This is a genomic window from Nocardia grenadensis (assembly GCF_050942415.1).
Classification (GTDB): Bacteria; Actinomycetota; Actinomycetes; order Mycobacteriales; family Mycobacteriaceae; genus Nocardia; species Nocardia grenadensis.
Genome location: NZ_CP192054.1, coordinates 952,655 through 969,154 on the forward strand (window position 1 = coordinate 952,655; position 16,500 = coordinate 969,154).

Sequence of the window (16,500 nt, forward strand, 5' to 3'; positions counted from 1 at the left end):
CGGGTCACTCCCCGGCAGCACCGCGCAGGGCGGCCGCAGTGCTGATGTCGGCCTCGGTGTAACTCACCGCGGCCACGTCGGCCGCCCCGCTCATCGTGCCCAGCACCGCGGACAGCTGGCCGATCGTCGCCACATGGCCGGCGTGCGCGGCCGCGTACGCCGCGAGGAAATCGCCACCGATCAGACCGAAGATCGGCCCCAGCACCGTGGGCGCCGCGCCCGCGGCCCCGGTCCCCGCCGCCGCCAGTTCGGAGGCCATCACCCCGGCGGTGGTGCCGTAGGCCGCGATGCCCTCGGCATCGGCTGAGATGTTCACCATCAGAGGTTCCCCCATCGACTTCGTTAACGGGCAGAGTATGTCATCTACCGGTTTCGACGCGTCGGCTTCCCGCACGGTTCCGCGGAATTCGATTCCCGCGGAAAGTCACGGCGCGACGGCCGCCGCTATCAGGTCGACTTTATCGTTCCCTCATGCGCACGCACACGCTGGATCATCCGCTCGTGGCCATACTGCTCACCACGCTCCGCGACGAACGCACCCCAGATCCCGCCTTCCGGGCCGCCCTGCGGGATCTGTCCAGACTCCTGGTCTACGAGGCGCTGCGGGACGCGCCCGTGGCACATTTCGATATCACCACGCCGGTCGCGGCCACCCGCGGCGTACGACTGGCCCGGCCGCCGCTGCTGGTCCCGGTCCTGCGGGCCGGGCTCGGTATGGTCGACGCCGCCACCGATCTCATTCCGGACTCCCAGGTGGGTTTCGTCGGTGTCGCCCGGAACGAGGAGACCCACCGGCCGGTGCCGTATCTGGAATCGCTGCCCGACGACCTGTCCACCACACCGGTGATGGTGCTGGACCCGATGCTGGCCACCGGCGGCTCCATGCTGCACACGCTCGGGTTGCTCGCCGACCGGGGCGCGCTCGACATCACCGCCGTCTGTGTGGTGGCGGCGCCGGAAGGTATCGCGGCGCTGGCGGGCTCGGGATATCCGGTCCGGCTGGTGACCGGCGTGATCGACGACCGGCTCAACGACGACGCCTATATCGTGCCCGGACTCGGCGACGCCGGGGATCGTCAGTTCGGTCCGCGCTGAACCCGGCTCAGCCGGCCAGGGTGCGGCAGTAGTCGCGCAACTCCGAAAGCCGTTCCTGCGCAGCATCTCTGGCGGACCGCAAGCCGGCCGGGCCGGCAACCGGGTGCACCACCTCCAGATAGCATTTGAGCTTCGGTTCGGTGCCCGAGGGTCGGACGACCAACCGCACACCGTCACCGGTGAAGACCAGTGCGTCGGTGCGCATCCGGCCTCGCAGTGTGGCCATATCGGTGTAGTCGACCATGGTCCCGGCCAGTGTTCCCGGCGGTGCGGCCCGTAGTGCCGCCACCACCGTGGCGGCGGCCCGCTGATCGGGCAGGCGCAGCGAGACCTGATCGCCGGCGTGCACACCGAATTCGACGGCCAGATCGTCGAGCTCGTCGTTCAAGGTGCGACCGCGGGTACCCAGCCGGGACACCAGGTCGGCGGCCAGCACGGCCGCGGAGACACCGTCCTTGTCGCGGACGGTGGCCGGGTCCACACAGTGCCCGATCGCCTCCTCGTACGCGTAGACCAGGCCGTCGCCCGCGCGGGCCAGCCATTTGAACCCGGTGAGGGTTTCGGCGTAGCGGGCGCCCCGCGCCGGCGCCAGCCGGGAGAGCAGACGCGACGAGACGATCGTGGTGGCGACCAGTGGGTCCGCGGTCGCCGTACGCAGCACATCGTCGGCCAGCAGCACGCCGGTCTCGTCCCCGCGCAGCATGCGCCAGCCGTCCGGCGTGGGGACACCCAGCGCGCAGCGGTCGGCGTCGGGATCCAGCGCCACGGCCAGATCGGCATCCACCCGCTCGGCCAGTCGCAGCAGCAGATCCGCCGCACCCGGCTCCTCCGGGTTCGGGAAGGCCACCGTAGGAAAATCGGGGTCGGGCGCGAACTGCTCGGTGACCGCGTGGATATCGGTGAAACCGGCGGCGGTGAGCGCGTGTACGGCGGTGGCGCCGCCGACACCGTGCATCGGCGTGAACGCGATCCGGATCGCGGCGCGTTCCCCGTCGCCGCCGATCAGCCGAGGTAGCTGCGCCACCCGCGCCAGGTAATGCGACAGGACGGCACCCCCCGACGCGGCGACGGGTTCGCGTCCGATCGGTTCGGTGACCGCCGTGATCCGCTGCTCGATCTCGGTATCGGCGGGCGGCGCCAGCTGGGTGCCGCCGTCGACGAAGACCTTGTAGCCGTTGTCGCCGGGCGGATTGTGTGACGCGGTGATCTGCACACCTGCCACCGCACCCGATTCACGTACGGCGAAGGCGGTGACCGGGGTCGGCAGCGGTTCGGGTAGCCGGGTCACCGCGAAACCGGCCGCGGCCAGTACCTCGGCGGTGACCGCCGCGAACTCCGCGGACCCGTGCCGGGCGTCCCGGCCGACGACCACCGTGCCGCCGCCGAGGCAGCGGTCCCGCAACCAGGCCGCGAGCCCGGCGCTCGCCCGCGCCACCGTGGTCTCGTTCATCCCGTCCGGGCCGGGGGCCAGCGGCCCGCGCAGACCCGCCGTGCCGAAGGTCAGCATCTACAGCTGCTCCAGCACACCGCGCAGCAATTTGCCCAGACGCGGTGCCGCCGCGCGACCCTCCGCGAGCACCTCCGCGTGGGCCAGCGGCGCACCCGTCACCCCGGCCGCCAGGTTCGTGACCAGGGAGATGCCGAGCAGTCGGACACCGAGGGCGCGCGCCGCGATGGCTTCCAGCACCGTCGACATCCCCACCAGATCGGCCCCGATCGTGGCCAGCATGCGGATCTCGGCGGGCGTCTCGTACTGCGGCCCGGTGAGTCCGGCGTACACGCCCTCGGTCAGGTCCGGATCGACGCGGCGCGCGAGATCACGCAGCCCCGGGTCCCAGGCGTCGACCAGATCGACGAAGGCGGGTCCGGTCAGCGGCGTCGTACCGGTGAGGTTCAGGTGATCTCGTACCAGCACGGCCTCCCCGACCCGCATACCCGGGCGGATTCCGCCGGCGGCGTTGGTGAGGATCACCGTCTCCGCGCCGGCCGCCACCGCGGTCCGCACCGGATGCACGACCTCCTCGGCGGAATGACCCTCGTACAGGTGCTGGCGCCCCATGAGCACGAGGGCATGGGTAGCACCGACCGATACCGACACCACCCGCCCCACATGACCCTGCGCGGTGGGCGCGGCGAATCCGGGCAGCTCCGGCATCGGTATCTCGGCGTTGGGGGTTCCGAGTTCGGCGGCGGCGTCCTGCCAGCCCGAACCCAGCACCACCGCGACCCGGTGTCGATCCACGGACGACCGGACCGCGATCTCCTCGGCGGCCTCTTCGGCAAGCATGGCGGCCAGTGTATGGCCTCCCGCGCGGTCGGCCCGCCCGAACCGCCTGCGTCGGTGAGGTCTCCGGCGCCCATCGCCGATACGCTGCACAGATGCCGTACCTGGAACGTGATGGGAACGTTTTCGTGCTGTCGCTGGGCAACGAGGGCCAGACCGACAGCGAGAACCGCTTCAGCCACGAATGGATAGACGAGACGCACGCGCTGCTGGACACCGTGGTGGCCGTCGAGGGGCCCGCCGCGCTGGTGACAACCGCCACCGGCAAGTTCTTCAGCAACGGACTCGACACCGACTGGCTGTTCGCGAATCTCGACCGGATGCACGGCTACCTCGACCGCGTGCACAGCGTGTTCAGCCGGCTCCTCGCGTTTCCACTGCCTACCGTCGCGGCCGTCAACGGTCACGCCTTCGGGGCCGGTGCCATGCTCGCCACCTCCCACGATTTCCGGGTGATGCGCGCCGATCGCGGTTTCTGGTGCCTGCCCGAGGTGCATCTGGGGATGCCGTTCACCGTCGGGATGAACGCCCTGCTCGGCAGCCGGTTGACCAATCAGGTGGCGGTCGCCGCGATGACCACCGGCCACCGGTTCGGCGCGGCGGAAGCCCGGGCGGCGGGTATCGTGGACGACGTCGCCGAGGCGGGGGCGCTACGCGCCGCCGCGGTGGAGCGGGCCGCCGGACTGGCCGCCAATCGGACGCCCAGCCTGCCCGTCATCAAACGCGCCCTACACGCCACGGCGCTGGCCGGCCTCGCGGTGCCGACCACTCCCGATAACCTGGCATTCGCCTCGAACTAGCCGCGAGCGAGCCGGCCGGGCGGCGACCGGGACGCTCATACCTCCGCCGGATGCGCGGGTACGGCCGGGATGCCGCCGCGCACGGATCGGGCAGCGGTGCGAAACTGGTGGATACGGCCGTTCCCCGGGGGATAGCGGAACCGCCGGTATGTACCGCGGTCCCGGCCGCGGACGATACGTGTACGGGCGATCCGCGCACGTGGAGAAGCGGTTCACAGCTGCTCGTTCTACGACAGGAGGACATTCGGTGAGCACAACCGGCCGTACGGTGCGAGACGGACAGGACGCGGTGACGGCGTGGCTGGCCGAGCACACGGTCGATCTCGTCCAGTGGCGCCGGCACATCCACGCCAACCCGGAATTATCCCGCACCGAGTTCGCGACCACCGAATTCGTCGGCACCTGGCTGACGAAGGCCGGACTCTCGTTCCGGGTGCTGCCGACCGGTACCGGTCTGATCTGCGATATCGGTCCCGAGGACGCGCCGCGGATCGCTTTGCGCGCCGATATGGACGCACTGGCGCTCCAGGAGTTCACCGGCCGGCCCTTCGCCTCGGCGGTGCCCGGCGTCTCGCATGCCTGCGGCCACGACGCGCACACCAGCATCCTGCTCGGGACCGCGCTGGCCCTGGCCGACCTCGATCTACCGGTCGGAGTCCGGCTGATCTTCCAGCACGCCGAGGAGGTCATGCCCGGCGGCGCCATCGATATGGTCGCGGCGGGCGCGATGACCGGCGTGGACCGGGTCTTCGCCCTGCACTGCGATCCGCGGCTGGAAGCCGGCAAGGTCGGCATCCGGGTCGGTGCCATCACCTCCGCCGCCGATACCGTCGAACTGGTGTTGGATTCGCCCGGCGGGCACACCTCCCGCCCGCACCTCACCAGCGACCTCGTGTACGCGATCGGCACTGTCATCACCGGTCTGCCCGGCCTGCTCACCCGCCGGATCGACCCCCGTACCAGCACGGTCATGGTGTGGGGCGCGGTCAGCGCCGGCAAGGCCCCGAACGCGATCCCGCAGACCGGCATGCTCACCGGCACCGTCCGCACCGGCGACCACGCCACCTGGTCACTGCTCGAACCGATGGTGCGCGAGATCGTCGAGGGCCTGCTCGCGCCGACCGGCGTGCGCTACCAGCTCGACTACCGGCGCGGTGTGCCCCCGGTGGTCAACGACGAACACTCGGTCCGCATGCTCAGCGACGCGGTCCGCGCCATCGGCCCCGACGCTCTCGCCGACACCCCGCAATCCGGCGGCGGCGAGGATTTCTCCTGGTACCTGGAAGAAGTCCCCGGCGCCATGGCCCGGCTCGGTGTCTGGCCCGGCGAAGGCCCCCAGCTCGACCTGCACCAGCCGACATTCGACCTCGACGAACGGGCGCTGCCGGTGGGAGTGCGGACGTTCACCAATATCGTCCTGCAAGCGGGGCAGGAACTGGTCTGACCCGTGCACCGGTGGGTCGCGAGGTGCGGCTCACCGGTTCGACGCTCGGTCCCGCGGCCCGCTGCGGTTCAGAGAGGGGCGAGGCCCGTCCCGCCGTTCAGCGCCCGAACCGCATGCGCGAGTCTCGGGCGCTGAACAGCGGGACCTTCGGAGGCCCCGACCCCGCGCGCCGCAGGCGCGCCAAAACTAGCTGAAGTTGTTGCCCGGGCCCACGTTCCGGCTGTTGCGGGTGCGCAGGGCGTGTACATACTCCTCCGGGGCGCCCGCCTTCTCGGCGGCGTCGGCCATCACGCCGATATAGCGCGCCGACGGGAGCCCGCCTTCGTAGGCGTCGAGAACGTACAACCAGGCGAGGATCGGGTCGCTGCCGCTGCCGGGGCTGGGGGTCACGCGGAGCCGGATCTTGCGGTGGATTCCGAAATCGGAGCCCTCCCAACGGTCGAGCCGCTGTTCGTCCTCGGGGGAGACGTCGTAGAGCACGACGAAGACCCGGGAACCGGGTTCTTCCACCACGGTGGCGAGCGGACCTTCCCAGCCGATATCGTCCCCGCTGAAGGTGAGGCGCCAGCCCTCCAGCCAGCCCGTCCCGGACATGGGGGAGTGCGGACAGCGCTCGAGCATCTGGGTCGAGTCCATATTGGACCCGTAGGCAGCGTAGATCGGCACACCGGCAGCTTAGTTGTGTGTTCGCTCTCACCGGTACGGGGCGTCGTAAATCGCGTTCCGGGACGTGCTTCGGGCCGCCGGCGAGCCGGTGCGACCAGGCCGGGAGCGTGCGTGGGGCGCGCGCCGGGGCTGCCTCCGGCTGCGCCGCGGCCCGCACGGAACGCCGCTGGGGTGCGGTATGCAGCACCTACTAGGCTGGTCTCGGCGAGAGAAGGCCGCGAAGCCGCCGCGCGCCGCGCGCGGGTGATTAGGACAAGGGGAATGTATGACCCGCATTGCGATCATCGGTGGCGGACCGGCAGGCTACGAAGCGGCGCTGGTCGCGGCCCAGCACGGAGCGCAGGTGGTGCTGATCGATTCCGACGGTATCGGCGGGGCGTGTGTGCTCTGGGATTGCGTACCGTCGAAGACCTTCATCGCCTCCACCGGTGTTCGGACGGATCTGCGGCGCTCCCGGGACCTGGGGATCACGCTCGACCCGAGCCAGGCCGAGGTGCGATTGCCGGAGGTCAACGAGCGGGTGAAGGCGCTGGCGCTGGCGCAGTCCTCGGATATCCGGTCCAAGCTGCAGGCGGCGGGCGTGCGGGTACTGCCGGGGCGGGGGCGGCTGGCGGGTCCGGGATCGGGCCGGGCGACGCATCGGGTAATCGTATCGTTCCCGGACGCGACCGAGGAGACCGTCGAGGCGGAAGTGGTGCTGATCGCCACCGGCGCCTCTCCGCGGGTGCTGCCCGGGGCCGAGCCGGACGGGGAGCGGATCCTGAACTGGCGGCAGCTCTACGATCTGGCGGAACTGCCGGAGACGCTGGTGGTGGTCGGTTCCGGTGTGACGGGCGCCGAATTCGTCTCCGCGTACACGGAAATGGGCGTGCGGGTGATCCTGGTGTCCAGCCGGGACCGGGTGTTGCCCGGGGAGGATGCCGATGCCGCGCTGGTGCTCGAGGACGCCTTCGCCGAACGCGGCGTGGAACTGGTGAAGCACGCGCGGGCCGACAAAGTGGAGCGCACGGGTGATTCGGTACTGGTCACCCTGGCCGATGGCCGTACGGTGTCGGGAACGCATGCGCTGATGACCGTCGGGTCCACGCCGAACACCGGGGGGCTGGGCCTGGAACAGGTCGGCATCGAACTGGACCGGGGCGGATACCTGCGGGTGGACCGGGTCTCGCGGACCGGGGTGCCCGGTATCTACGCCGCGGGTGACTGCACCGGTCTGTTACCACTGGCCTCGGTGGCCGCCATGCAGGGCCGGATCGCCATGTACCACGCGCTGGGCGAAGGAGTCAGCCCGATCCGGCTGAAAACTGTGGCCTCGGCGGTGTTCACCCGCCCCGAGATCGCGACCGTGGGGGTGAGCCAGACCGCTATCGACAACGGGGAGACCCCGGCGCGCACGGTGATGCTGCCGCTGAACACCAATCCGCGGGCGAAGATGTCGGGTCTGCGCCGCGGTTTCGTCAAGATCTTCTGCCGTCCGGCTACCGGTGTGGTCATCGGGGGTGTGGTGGTCGCCCCGATCGCCTCGGAGTTGATCCTGCCGATCGCGCTGGCGGTCCAGAACAACCTGACGGTCAATGATCTGGCACAGACCTTTTCGGTGTACCCGTCGCTCACCGGCTCGGTCATGGAGGCCGCCCGCCAGCTCATGCGCCACGACGACCTGGGCTGATTTTGCCGGCCGCGTCCCGGGCCCGGCGGATTATGAATGCCGACCCGTTCCGGAAATACGACCGTGCACGAATTCGGGTACCGGAATGTGCCCGAGTTCCTGGTCGCGTCACTGCTTTTCCACCCGCGTTTCACCCGTGAGTGTTCCTGCCCGTGGTGAGTTTTCGTCATATTGCCGGAATTGCTCGAGTGTGGTTCACTTCCGAGGCAGAGATGCGATCGACGGGCGGTCGTGGAGTTTGGTGCCGGGGGGTTCGTCCTTTCGGACTCGGACAGCGAACGGCCCACTTCGGGTAAACCGCTGGAGTTCGCGTCTCGAATGAGACGGAACTGGACGCGGACCGCAGGTGGCGCCGCATCCGGGAAAGGGATTGGGCGAATAGTGAAACATCGTAAGCCGAACCGGGCGGGCCGGGCGGTGGCGAGCACTTCGCTGCCTCTTGCGACTGCCGCGGCCATGGCCATTTTCGCGTCGCCGGCGGGGGCCGTTCCGAGCGACCAGCCGGCTACGCCGACCACACCGGCGCCCGCGCCTTCGCAGCCGGGCACCAATAATCAGCAGCAGCCCGGCACCGATGGCCAGCAGAACGCCCCGGAGACCACGCCGAGCCAGCCCGGTGTGCAGAACAATGAGGAAAAGCCGGAGAGCAGCCCGACTCCGAGCCCGAGTCAGCCCGGTGTCACCACCCCGGAGCAGGGCCGGGAAGAGCAGGGTCTCACCGGCCCGACCCAGCCCGGTGTCACCACACCGCGTGTGGCGCCGCTGCCCGTCCCGGGGCAGCCCGCCCCGGCACAGCCGGCCATCTCACCAAATACGCCGCAGGGACAGCAGCCGCCCGCACAGCCGGGTGACGCGCCGGCGGTGGCGCCGGAGGCCGAGGGGGAGAACGCGCAGCCCAGTGCTCCGCAGACCGATACGCTGGTCGAGCCGCAGGCTCCGCAGTGGCAGGCGCCGAGTCTGGATGAGGCGCCGGTCGCGCCGGTCGTCGAGATGCAGGGTCCGCATATGGAGATCGGTGCCGCTCTCGACGGTGGTTCCCTGGCTCCCGGGCATTTCGCCAACACCCACCACTTCTCCAACCAGTCCGGATATGTCGGTACCGCCGGCTTCCGTACCCCGACGGGTACGGGCGAGGCCGGTATCTCGGTGGAATTCGTCGACGAGAACACCATCAACGTTTCGACGTTCACCGGTGGGAACGGATTGCCGGACAACCGGGTCGACCACGTGATCGACACCACCCCGGTGAATACGGCGAAGGCCGCCGTGGAGCACTGGATCGCGCAGCAGCCGGGTGGCGCCGCCGCGCTGGACGCCGCGGCCAAGATTCCCCCGCCGCCGCCGCTGTTGCCGCCGGGCAACTACCCGGAGCAGGCGCTGAACCTCGGTGGCGTCAACACCCAGTGGGGTGGTTCACTCCAGTACTGACGCGAGTGAAATCTTGCCGGGTGGGGCGGCCGTGCACGGCCGCCCCACCCGCGTGTCTCGGAAGGGATGGGCTGTGACCGGCGAGGGCGAAGGTAGAGAGCGCGAACCCGAACGGGCGGATTTCGGACCCCCTACCGGCGATTTCGGTCCGCCGGTATCGGAGTTCGGGCCGCCGACGGGCGAGCTATCGATGCCGGGCTGGCAGCCGAATACGCGTCCGGAGGATTCCGGTCTGGCCTGGCGTCCGGCGCCCGGCGTCGGCCCGGCCGAGCCGTCGGCTGTTCCTCCGCCGCCGCCTCAGTATCGCGCGCCGGACAGTTCCACCCCGGTCCAGCGACCGTCTTCGCCCGAGTCCCGGCCGGTGCCGCGGCCCGCGCCCGACGCGAACTCCACCACCATCCGCCACCAGATTCCACCGGACCCGGCCCCGCGCGCCTCGTCGACGGGCGAACGCGCCCCGGAATCCGATCAGGGCGCTGTTCGCCACACCGGTCCGGACCTGCGCTGGCCGGTGCCGGGTCAGCCGAACCAGTCCGGCGGGCCGGAGCCGGCCGCGGGTTCGGCCAGGCCTCGGGCGGGTGGTCTGTCCTGGGACAGCGACCCGATCGCGCAGAAGCTCACGCCGCAGTCGGTGGCCGGGGCGCTGGCCGCGAAACCGCGGCGCGGGATTCCGGCAGGCCGGACCGTGACGGTGGTCGCGGTGCTGGTGGCGTTGATCGCGGTGGGGGTGACGATCGTCATGGTGAGCGGCGGTGACGACGCGCCGGCGGGGCCGCCGGTCGCCGATTCCGGGTCTGCGCTGAGCTGCCCGGCGAGTGCGGAGGACGGGGTGATCGTCGGCGACGGGGTCGGGGATACGACCAGCGGCGCGGGCGCCATTCTCGGTTTTCAGCACCAGTTCTATGTGGAGCGCAGTGGGGTGGGGGCCCGTCGGTTCGTCGCGGCGGATTCGCCTGCCATTTCCACTGCGGAGACGATCCAGGCGGCGATCGATACGCACATACCGGCGGGTACCGAGCATTGTGTGCGGATCACCGAGCGGGCGCCGGCCTCCTTCGATGTCGACCTGACCGAACTGCAACCGGACGGTAAGAGGACGGTGTACAAGCAGACGGTGACCACGGTGGATCGGGACGGGAAAACTGTGCTCTGGGTGATCGCGGACCGGCGCTGATCCCAGTATGTGAAATCACAATGTCATATGGTGGTAAGTCATGGGATGATCGGGTGTATCGGCAGGTAATTTCCGGAGGCCCCCATGTCGCATTACGAACCGCCATTGGCCGGCAAGCTGGTCGGCCTCACCAGCTCCGCCATTCGTGACCTGCTCACACTCACCGCCGACCCGAATATCCTCAGCCTGGCCGGCGGTTTGCCCGATGCCGAACTCATGCCCGGTACCCGCATCGCCGCCGCCGCCGAATCGGCGTTGCGGGGCAGCGCCGCGCTGCAGTACACGGAGTCTCCGGGATGGGGTCCGCTGCGCGAAGTCCTCGCCGACCGGGAAACGGACCGGCTCGGTCGCCGGGTGGATATCGCCGAGATCATCGTGACCCATGGTTCACAGCAGGCGCTGTCGCTGCTCGCGGAGGTGTTGCTCGACCCGGGCGCACTGGTGGTGGTCGAGGATCCGGCCTACGTCGGCGCGCTACAGGTGTTCCGGGCGGCGGGTGCGCGGATCGTGGCCGTGCCACTGGACAGCGAGGGTCTGCGGGTGGACCGGCTCAGGGAGTTGCTCGCCGCAGGGGAGCGTCCCGCGCTGGTGCACACCGTGAGCAATTTCCACAATCCCGGTGGCGTGACCATGAGCCCCCGCCGCAGGCAGGCGCTTGCCGCGCTGGCCGAGGAACACGGTTTCTGGGTGATCGAGGACGATCCGTACGGCGAACTGTGGTTCGACCGGCCCGCGCCCGCGCCGGTGGCCTCCTATTCGCCGTCGGTCATCCGGCTCTCCTCGGCGTCGAAGATCATCGCGCCCACACTGCGGGTGGGCTGGATGGTGGCTCCGCCGCGGGTGTGCCGGGCGGTCGAACTGTTGAAACAGGGGGCCGATCTCTGCGGTTCGGCGCTCACCCAGCAGATCGCCGCCGAACTGCTCGCCGACAACGCCTGGTTCACCGGCCATATCGACACGGTCCGCGGGGTGTACGCCACCCGCGCCACCGCCCTGGTCGACGCGGCCCGCGACCACTTCGGTGACCGCCTGCGCTGTACGGAGGCGTCCGGGGGAATGTTCGTCTGGGCGGAGTTCACCGACGGCACCGACACCGGTGAACTGTTGCCCCGGGCACTCGAGACGGGGGTCGCCTTCGTCCCGGGCGGGGCGTTCGCGGTGAGCAACCCGTACTCGAACGCCATGCGGATGTGCTTCACCACCGCCGCGCCGGAGGCGCTCACCGAGGCGATGTCACGGTTGGCCCGGGCCGCCGGCGACCGGGCACCGGTTCATTCCGCCCAGTTGTAGGTGCGTTCGACCGCCTTGTTCCAGTCGGCGAGGCGGGAGTCGCGGTCGGCGGCGGACATACTCGGATTCCAGGTCTTGTCGGCGGTCCAGTTGGCCCGGATATCCTCGGTACCCGACCAGTACTCGACCGCCAGCCCGGCCGCGTAGGCGGCCCCGAGCGCTGTGGTCTCGTTGACCAGTGGCCGGACGACCGGTAGGTCGAGGATATCGGCCTGGAACTGCATCAGCAGATCGTTGGCGACCATACCGCCGTCCACCTTGAGGGCTGTCGCCTCGAGATCCAGCGAACGGGATTCGGCGTCCGCGCGCATGGCATCCATCACCTCTCGGGTCTGGAAGGCGGTCGATTCCAGGATCGCGCGGGCCAGGTGGGCCTTGGTGACGAAGCGGGTGAGTCCGGCGATCACGCCCCGGGCGTCGGGCCGCCAGCGCGGGGCGAACAGCCCGGAGAAGGCCGGGACGATATAGGCCCCGCCGTTGTCGTCCACGGTGCGCGCCAGATCCTCGATCTCCGGCGCCGCGGAAATGATGCCGAGGTTGTCGCGGAACCACTGCACCAGGGCGCCGGTGACGGCGATCGACCCCTCCAGCGCGTACACCGGCGGCTGGTCGCCGAGCCGATAACACACCGTGGTCAGCAGCCCGTGCTCACTGAAGACAGGGGTGGTGCCGGTGTTGAGCAGCATGAAGTTGCCGGTGCCGTAGGTGTTCTTGGCCTCGCCCGGAGCCAGACAGGCCTGTCCGAACATCGCGGCCTGCTGGTCGCCGAGGATGCCCGCGACCGGCACTCCCGCCAGCGGACCCGCGCCGATCTCCGCGTAGACCTCCGAGGAGCTCCGGATCTCCGGCAGCATCGACGTCGGCACCCCGATCTCCGCGCAGATCTGTTGGTCCCAGGTCAGCGTGCGCAGATCCATGAGCAGGGTGCGCGAGGCATTGGTGGCATCGGTGATGTGCCGGCCGGTCAGCTTCCACAGCAGCCAGCTGTCCACGGTGCCGAAGCACAGTTCCCCCGCCTCCGCCCGCTCCCGCGCGCCCGGCACGTTGTCCAGGATCCAGCGCACCTTGGTCCCGGAGAAATAGGTCGACAACGGCAGCCCGGTACGTTCGGCGTAGCGCGCCGCGCCCGAAGAACCGGCGAGTTCGGTACACAACCGATCGGTACGCGTGTCCTGCCAGACGATCGCATTGTGCACCGGCCGCCCGGTGTCGCGCTCCCAGACGACGGTGGTCTCGCGCTGGTTGGTGACGCCCACCGCCGCGATATCGCCCGCGGTGATCCCGGCCTCGTCCAGGACCGCGCCGAGTACGAATTCGGTATTTCGCCACAGGGTTTCCGGATCATGCTCGACCCAGCCCGGCTTCGGGAAGATCTGGTCGTGCTCGCGCTGGGCGACCCCGGCGAGCTTTCCCTGCCGGTCGAACAGTATGCATCTGCTCGAGGTCGTGCCCTGGTCTATGGCGGCCACATAGCGCATGGCAGGAGGCTAGCGCAATCCGGCCGATCGGTGACGGGCGTCTCCCTGCCGACGTTTGCCAGGGGTTCCCCCGTAGGCTTGGAGGCCGAACGCGCAAACCCACAGCCGACCCCGATCGCGTATCCGAGGAGTCGATACCGATGATGCGATACCTACGCCAACGCTTCGGCCGCCGCGGACCGCATGCCCCCGCGCCGGAGGGGGGACGGTGATGTTACAGCCGGGATCGCAGTTTCTCGGACCCGAGCAGCGCCGTTCCGCATGGGAACGCTTGAACAAGGATCACTTCGACGTGATCGTGGTGGGCGGCGGTGTGGTGGGGGCCGGGATCGCACTCGACGCCGCCACCCGCGGCCTGACGGTGGCGCTGGTGGAGGCGCGTGATCTGGCCTCGGGGACCTCCAGCCGGTCCTCCAAGATGTTCCACGGTGGCCTGCGGTATCTGGAACAGCTCGAATTCGGCTTGGTTCGTGAGGCGTTGAAGGAACGCGAACTGTCCATGTCGCGTCTGGCGCCGCACCTGGTGAAACCGCTGCGGTTCCTCTATCCACTCACCCGGCGGGCGTGGGAGCGGCCCTATGTCGCGGCGGGGCTGTTCCTCTACGACACCATGGGCGGGGCGAGATCCGTTCCGGGACAGCGGCATCTGTCGCGGCACGGCGCGCTGCGCCTGGCGCCGGGGATGCGGCGCAACTCGATGATCGGCGGGATCAGCTACTACGACACGGTGGTGGACGATGCCCGGCACACCATGACCGTCGCCCGTACCGCCGCCCACTACGGCGCGGTGCTCCGGACCTCCACCCAGGTCGTGGGGTTCCTGCGCGAAGCCGACCGGGTGGTCGGCGTGCAGGTACGCGACAGCGAGGACGGAACCACCGGCGAGGTGCGTGGTCACGTGGTGATCAACGCGGCCGGTGTGTGGACCGACGAGGTGCAGGCGCTGTCGCTGCAGCGCGGCCGGTTCCATGTCCGGGCCTCCAAGGGCGTGCACATCGTGGTCCCGCGCGATCGTATCGTCAGCGACGCCGCGATCATCCTACGCACCGCCACCTCGGTGCTGTTCGTGATCCCGTGGGGCGCGCACTGGATCATCGGCACCACCGACACCGAGTGGAATCTGGACCTGGCCCATCCGGCCGCCACCAAGGCCGATATCGACTATCTGCTGGAACGGGTGAACGAGGTGCTGGTCACCCCGCTCACCCACGCGGATATCGACGGGGTGTACGCGGGTCTGCGGCCGCTGCTGGCGGGGGAGAGCGACGAGACCTCGAAACTGTCGCGAGAGCATGCCGTCGCGCGTATCGCGCCGGGACTCGTCGCCATCGCGGGCGGCAAGTACACGACCTACCGGGTGATGGCCTACGACGCGGTGGACGAGGCCGCCCAGGACATCCCCGCCCGGGTCTCGCCCTCGATCACCGAGAAGGTGCCGCTGCTCGGCGCCGACGGCTATTTCGCGCTGGTCAACCAGACCGTGCAGCTGGCCGAGGACTACGGGATACACCCGTACCGGGTGAAACATCTATTGGACCGGTACGGTTCTCTGGTCGACGAGGTCATGGCGCTGGCCGCCGACCGGCCCGATCTGAAACAACCGATCGCCGCGGCGCCCTCCTATCTGCGGGTGGAAGCGGTGTACGCCGTGGCCGCGGAGGGTGCGCTGCACCTCGACGATGTGCTCGCCCGGCGCACCCGGATCTCCATCGAGTACCCGCATCGCGGCGCCGAATGCGCCGAAGAGGTCGCCGGGCTCATCGCCCCGGTGCTCGGCTGGAGCGACGCGGAGGCCGATCGCGAGGTCCGGACCTATCTGGCCCGGGTGGACGCCGAGGTGCGCTCGCAGACCCGGCCCGACGACGCCTCCGCCGATGCGTTGCGGATCGCCGCGCCCGAACCCCGGCCGGAAATCCTGGAGCCCGTGCCCACCGAGGGCTGAGCCGTACCGGGTTGCGGGAACCTGCCGCTCAGTGGGCGGCCGGGTGGTGGCTCGGCGTCGTGGTGGTCGCCGGTCCGAGCGGTACCGGGGCCGGTCCCTGCGGGGTCGCGGCGGGATGCAGCAGGAAGTAGCAGAACGCCGCGGTCGCCACGATGGCCAGCACCGCGGAGAGCAGTTTGCCGGTGAGGGCGGCCAGTCGGACGGTTCGGGTGTTCATTGGACCTGCTTCCGGTGCGGTACCCGTGTGTCGTCGGAAAGCGGCCGATCATTACTGCGCTCATGGCGGCCGTCACAGCAGAGGCGACGGCCGGTATGCGACAGCGTACGTGCTCAGACGGGCGGAACCTGGCATTTGGGGCAGTAGTAGATACCGCGTTCCCGATAGCTCACCCTGTCGTTGCGCGGCATCTTCTCGCCCAGCATGTCGACCCGCAACGAGGTCCCGCATCGCCGGCAGGGCCGGTGGGCCAGGCCGTAGACCAGCGGACGCCAGGGTGGTCCGTGCGCGGCCCGATACATCACTCGCTGCGCTTCGTTCACCAGCGCCGGCAGGTCTTCCACCTCACCCACCGGACGTGCCGGATGGACCCGGCGCAGAAAACAGATCTCGCTGCGGTAGATATTGCCGATCCCGGCCAGATTGCGCTGATCGAGCAGGGCGACCCCGATCGGGACTTCCGGGGCGCGGGCGATCCGGTCCAACGCCTCGGCGGGATCCCAACCGGGCCCGAGCAGGTCCGGCCCCAGATGATCGATGGCGGTGTGCTCGTCCCGGCGGCGCAGCACCTCCACCAGGCCGAGATCGAATCCGACAGCCTCGGCCTCCGCGGTGCCGAGCACGACCCGGGCGGCGACCCGCGGTTTGGTCCAGCGCTGCCCGCAGTGGAAGACCCGCCAGCTGCCCTCCATCTTCAGATGGGTGTGCACACTGACGGTGTCGGTGCGGATGAACAGGTGCTTCCCGTAACTGCCCACGCTCTCCACGACCTGACCACGCAGGTCTACGGTCGCGTAGCGGGGCACCCGGAAATCGCTGCGGGTCAGCGCCGCGCCCTCGAGTGCGGCGCGCAGCCGCCGCGCGGCGCGGAAAACGGCGTCACCCTCGGGCATGTGTGCCAGTATCCCTCGCCGTCACCTCCGGTGCCGCCGGGCCGGGGCGGTCTTCATGGACCCACCCGGAGCATCATTATGAGTGCTCGACGGTCGCCGGTCTGTGGACGGTCGACCGCA

Annotated in this window: 15 protein-coding genes; 8 read left to right on the plus strand and 7 right to left on the minus strand. The window is 69.7% G+C overall.

Features of this window, described 5'->3' with window-relative positions; all coding sequences use genetic code 11:
* Positions 1-4 precede the first annotated feature (4 nt).
* Positions 5-319 (minus strand): type VII secretion target, encoded by a 315-nt coding sequence (locus tag ACQPYS_RS04180; RefSeq protein WP_431940632.1) that lies wholly within the window; start codon positions 317-319, stop codon positions 5-7.
* Between the two features lie 152 nt (positions 320-471).
* On the opposite strand from ACQPYS_RS04180, the gene upp reads away from it, so the two are divergent.
* Positions 472-1,095 carry a uracil phosphoribosyltransferase gene (upp, locus tag ACQPYS_RS04185; RefSeq protein ID WP_063035763.1) on the plus strand — a complete coding sequence of 208 codons (624 nt, stop codon included), beginning with the start codon at positions 472-474 and terminating at the stop codon, positions 1,093-1,095.
* Between the two features lie 7 nt (positions 1,096-1,102).
* Here the strand turns inward: upp and ACQPYS_RS04190 are convergent, their stop codons facing one another.
* Together ACQPYS_RS04190 and ACQPYS_RS04195 are read right to left on the minus strand one after the other, a co-directional pair.
* Positions 1,103-2,602 (minus strand): phospho-sugar mutase, encoded by a 1,500-nt coding sequence (locus ACQPYS_RS04190; protein ID WP_433491742.1) that lies wholly within the window; start codon positions 2,600-2,602, stop codon positions 1,103-1,105.
* Entirely contained in the window at positions 2,603-3,382 is a 780-nt protein-coding gene (locus ACQPYS_RS04195) for a purine-nucleoside phosphorylase (protein ID WP_063035765.1), read from the minus strand. It abuts the gene before it with no gap.
* A gap of 92 nt (positions 3,383-3,474) precedes the next feature.
* Here ACQPYS_RS04195 and ACQPYS_RS04200 point away from each other — a divergent pair, with 92 nt between their 5' ends.
* Together ACQPYS_RS04200 and ACQPYS_RS04205 are read left to right on the plus strand one after the other, a co-directional pair.
* Entirely contained in the window at positions 3,475-4,179 is a 705-nt protein-coding gene (locus tag ACQPYS_RS04200; protein ID WP_063035766.1) for an enoyl-CoA hydratase-related protein, read from the plus strand.
* Between the two features lie 247 nt (positions 4,180-4,426).
* Entirely contained in the window at positions 4,427-5,623 is a 1,197-nt protein-coding gene (locus ACQPYS_RS04205) for a M20 family metallopeptidase (protein ID WP_431940629.1), read from the plus strand.
* A gap of 186 nt (positions 5,624-5,809) precedes the next feature.
* Here ACQPYS_RS04205 and ACQPYS_RS04210 read toward each other — a convergent pair whose 3' ends face one another.
* Positions 5,810-6,289, minus strand: a complete 480-nt coding sequence (locus ACQPYS_RS04210) for a gamma-glutamylcyclotransferase (RefSeq protein WP_030522513.1) — start codon at positions 6,287-6,289, stop codon at positions 5,810-5,812.
* A gap of 265 nt (positions 6,290-6,554) precedes the next feature.
* Here ACQPYS_RS04210 and ACQPYS_RS04215 point away from each other — a divergent pair, with 265 nt between their 5' ends.
* From ACQPYS_RS04215 to ACQPYS_RS04230, 4 genes are all read left to right on the plus strand, one after another.
* On the plus strand, positions 6,555-7,958 hold the full coding sequence (locus ACQPYS_RS04215; protein ID WP_433491743.1) for an NAD(P)H-quinone dehydrogenase: 1,404 nt from the start codon (positions 6,555-6,557) through the stop codon (positions 7,956-7,958).
* Between the two features lie 456 nt (positions 7,959-8,414).
* Positions 8,415-9,386, plus strand: coding sequence for a hypothetical protein (locus ACQPYS_RS04220; RefSeq protein WP_433491744.1), 972 nt, complete (start codon positions 8,415-8,417; stop codon positions 9,384-9,386).
* 73 nt (positions 9,387-9,459) lie between these two features.
* Entirely contained in the window at positions 9,460-10,560 is a 1,101-nt protein-coding gene (locus ACQPYS_RS04225; RefSeq protein ID WP_433491745.1) for a hypothetical protein, read from the plus strand.
* 84 nt (positions 10,561-10,644) lie between these two features.
* On the plus strand, positions 10,645-11,850 hold the full coding sequence (locus ACQPYS_RS04230; RefSeq protein WP_433491746.1) for a PLP-dependent aminotransferase family protein: 1,206 nt from the start codon (positions 10,645-10,647) through the stop codon (positions 11,848-11,850).
* Here ACQPYS_RS04230 and glpK read toward each other — a convergent pair.
* Positions 11,832-13,328 (minus strand): glycerol kinase GlpK, encoded by a 1,497-nt coding sequence (gene glpK / locus ACQPYS_RS04235; protein ID WP_433491747.1) that lies wholly within the window; start codon positions 13,326-13,328, stop codon positions 11,832-11,834. The genes ACQPYS_RS04230 and glpK overlap by 19 nt on opposite strands.
* 211 nt (positions 13,329-13,539) lie before the next feature.
* On the opposite strand from glpK, the gene glpD reads away from it, so the two are divergent.
* Positions 13,540-15,270, plus strand: a complete 1,731-nt coding sequence (gene glpD / locus ACQPYS_RS04240; RefSeq protein WP_433492967.1) for a glycerol-3-phosphate dehydrogenase — start codon at positions 13,540-13,542, stop codon at positions 15,268-15,270.
* A gap of 28 nt (positions 15,271-15,298) precedes the next feature.
* Here the strand turns inward: glpD and ACQPYS_RS04245 are convergent, their stop codons facing one another.
* A complete protein-coding gene (locus tag ACQPYS_RS04245; RefSeq protein WP_433491748.1) occupies positions 15,299-15,487 on the minus strand; it encodes a hypothetical protein in 189 nt (62 codons plus the stop codon).
* Between the two features lie 113 nt (positions 15,488-15,600).
* Positions 15,601-16,380 carry a DNA-formamidopyrimidine glycosylase family protein gene (locus tag ACQPYS_RS04250; RefSeq protein WP_433491749.1) on the minus strand — a complete coding sequence of 260 codons (780 nt, stop codon included), beginning with the start codon at positions 16,378-16,380 and terminating at the stop codon, positions 15,601-15,603.
* Positions 16,381-16,500: the final 120 nt, after the last annotated feature.

Bases quoted from the DNA above. Each gene is read 5' to 3' on its own strand.
- ACQPYS_RS04180 (WP_431940632.1), bottom strand. From the start codon at position 319: ATGGTGAACATCTCAGCCGATGCCGAGGGCATCGCGGCCTACGGCACC.
- upp (WP_063035763.1), top strand. From the start codon at position 472: ATGCGCACGCACACGCTGGATCATCCGCTCGTGGCCATACTGCTCACC.
- ACQPYS_RS04190 (WP_433491742.1), bottom strand. From the start codon at position 2,602: ATGCTGACCTTCGGCACGGCGGGTCTGCGCGGGCCGCTGGCCCCCGGC.
- ACQPYS_RS04195 (WP_063035765.1), bottom strand. From the start codon at position 3,382: ATGCTTGCCGAAGAGGCCGCCGAGGAGATCGCGGTCCGGTCGTCCGTG.
- ACQPYS_RS04200 (WP_063035766.1), top strand. From the start codon at position 3,475: ATGCCGTACCTGGAACGTGATGGGAACGTTTTCGTGCTGTCGCTGGGC.
- ACQPYS_RS04215 (WP_433491743.1), top strand. From the start codon at position 6,555: ATGACCCGCATTGCGATCATCGGTGGCGGACCGGCAGGCTACGAAGCG.
- ACQPYS_RS04220 (WP_433491744.1), top strand. From the start codon at position 8,415: ATGGCCATTTTCGCGTCGCCGGCGGGGGCCGTTCCGAGCGACCAGCCG.
- ACQPYS_RS04230 (WP_433491746.1), top strand. From the start codon at position 10,645: ATGTCGCATTACGAACCGCCATTGGCCGGCAAGCTGGTCGGCCTCACC.
- glpK (WP_433491747.1), bottom strand. From the start codon at position 13,328: ATGCGCTATGTGGCCGCCATAGACCAGGGCACGACCTCGAGCAGATGC.
- glpD (WP_433492967.1), top strand. From the start codon at position 13,540: ATGTTACAGCCGGGATCGCAGTTTCTCGGACCCGAGCAGCGCCGTTCC.
- ACQPYS_RS04245 (WP_433491748.1), bottom strand. From the start codon at position 15,487: ATGAACACCCGAACCGTCCGACTGGCCGCCCTCACCGGCAAACTGCTC.
- ACQPYS_RS04250 (WP_433491749.1), bottom strand. From the start codon at position 16,380: ATGCCCGAGGGTGACGCCGTTTTCCGCGCCGCGCGGCGGCTGCGCGCC.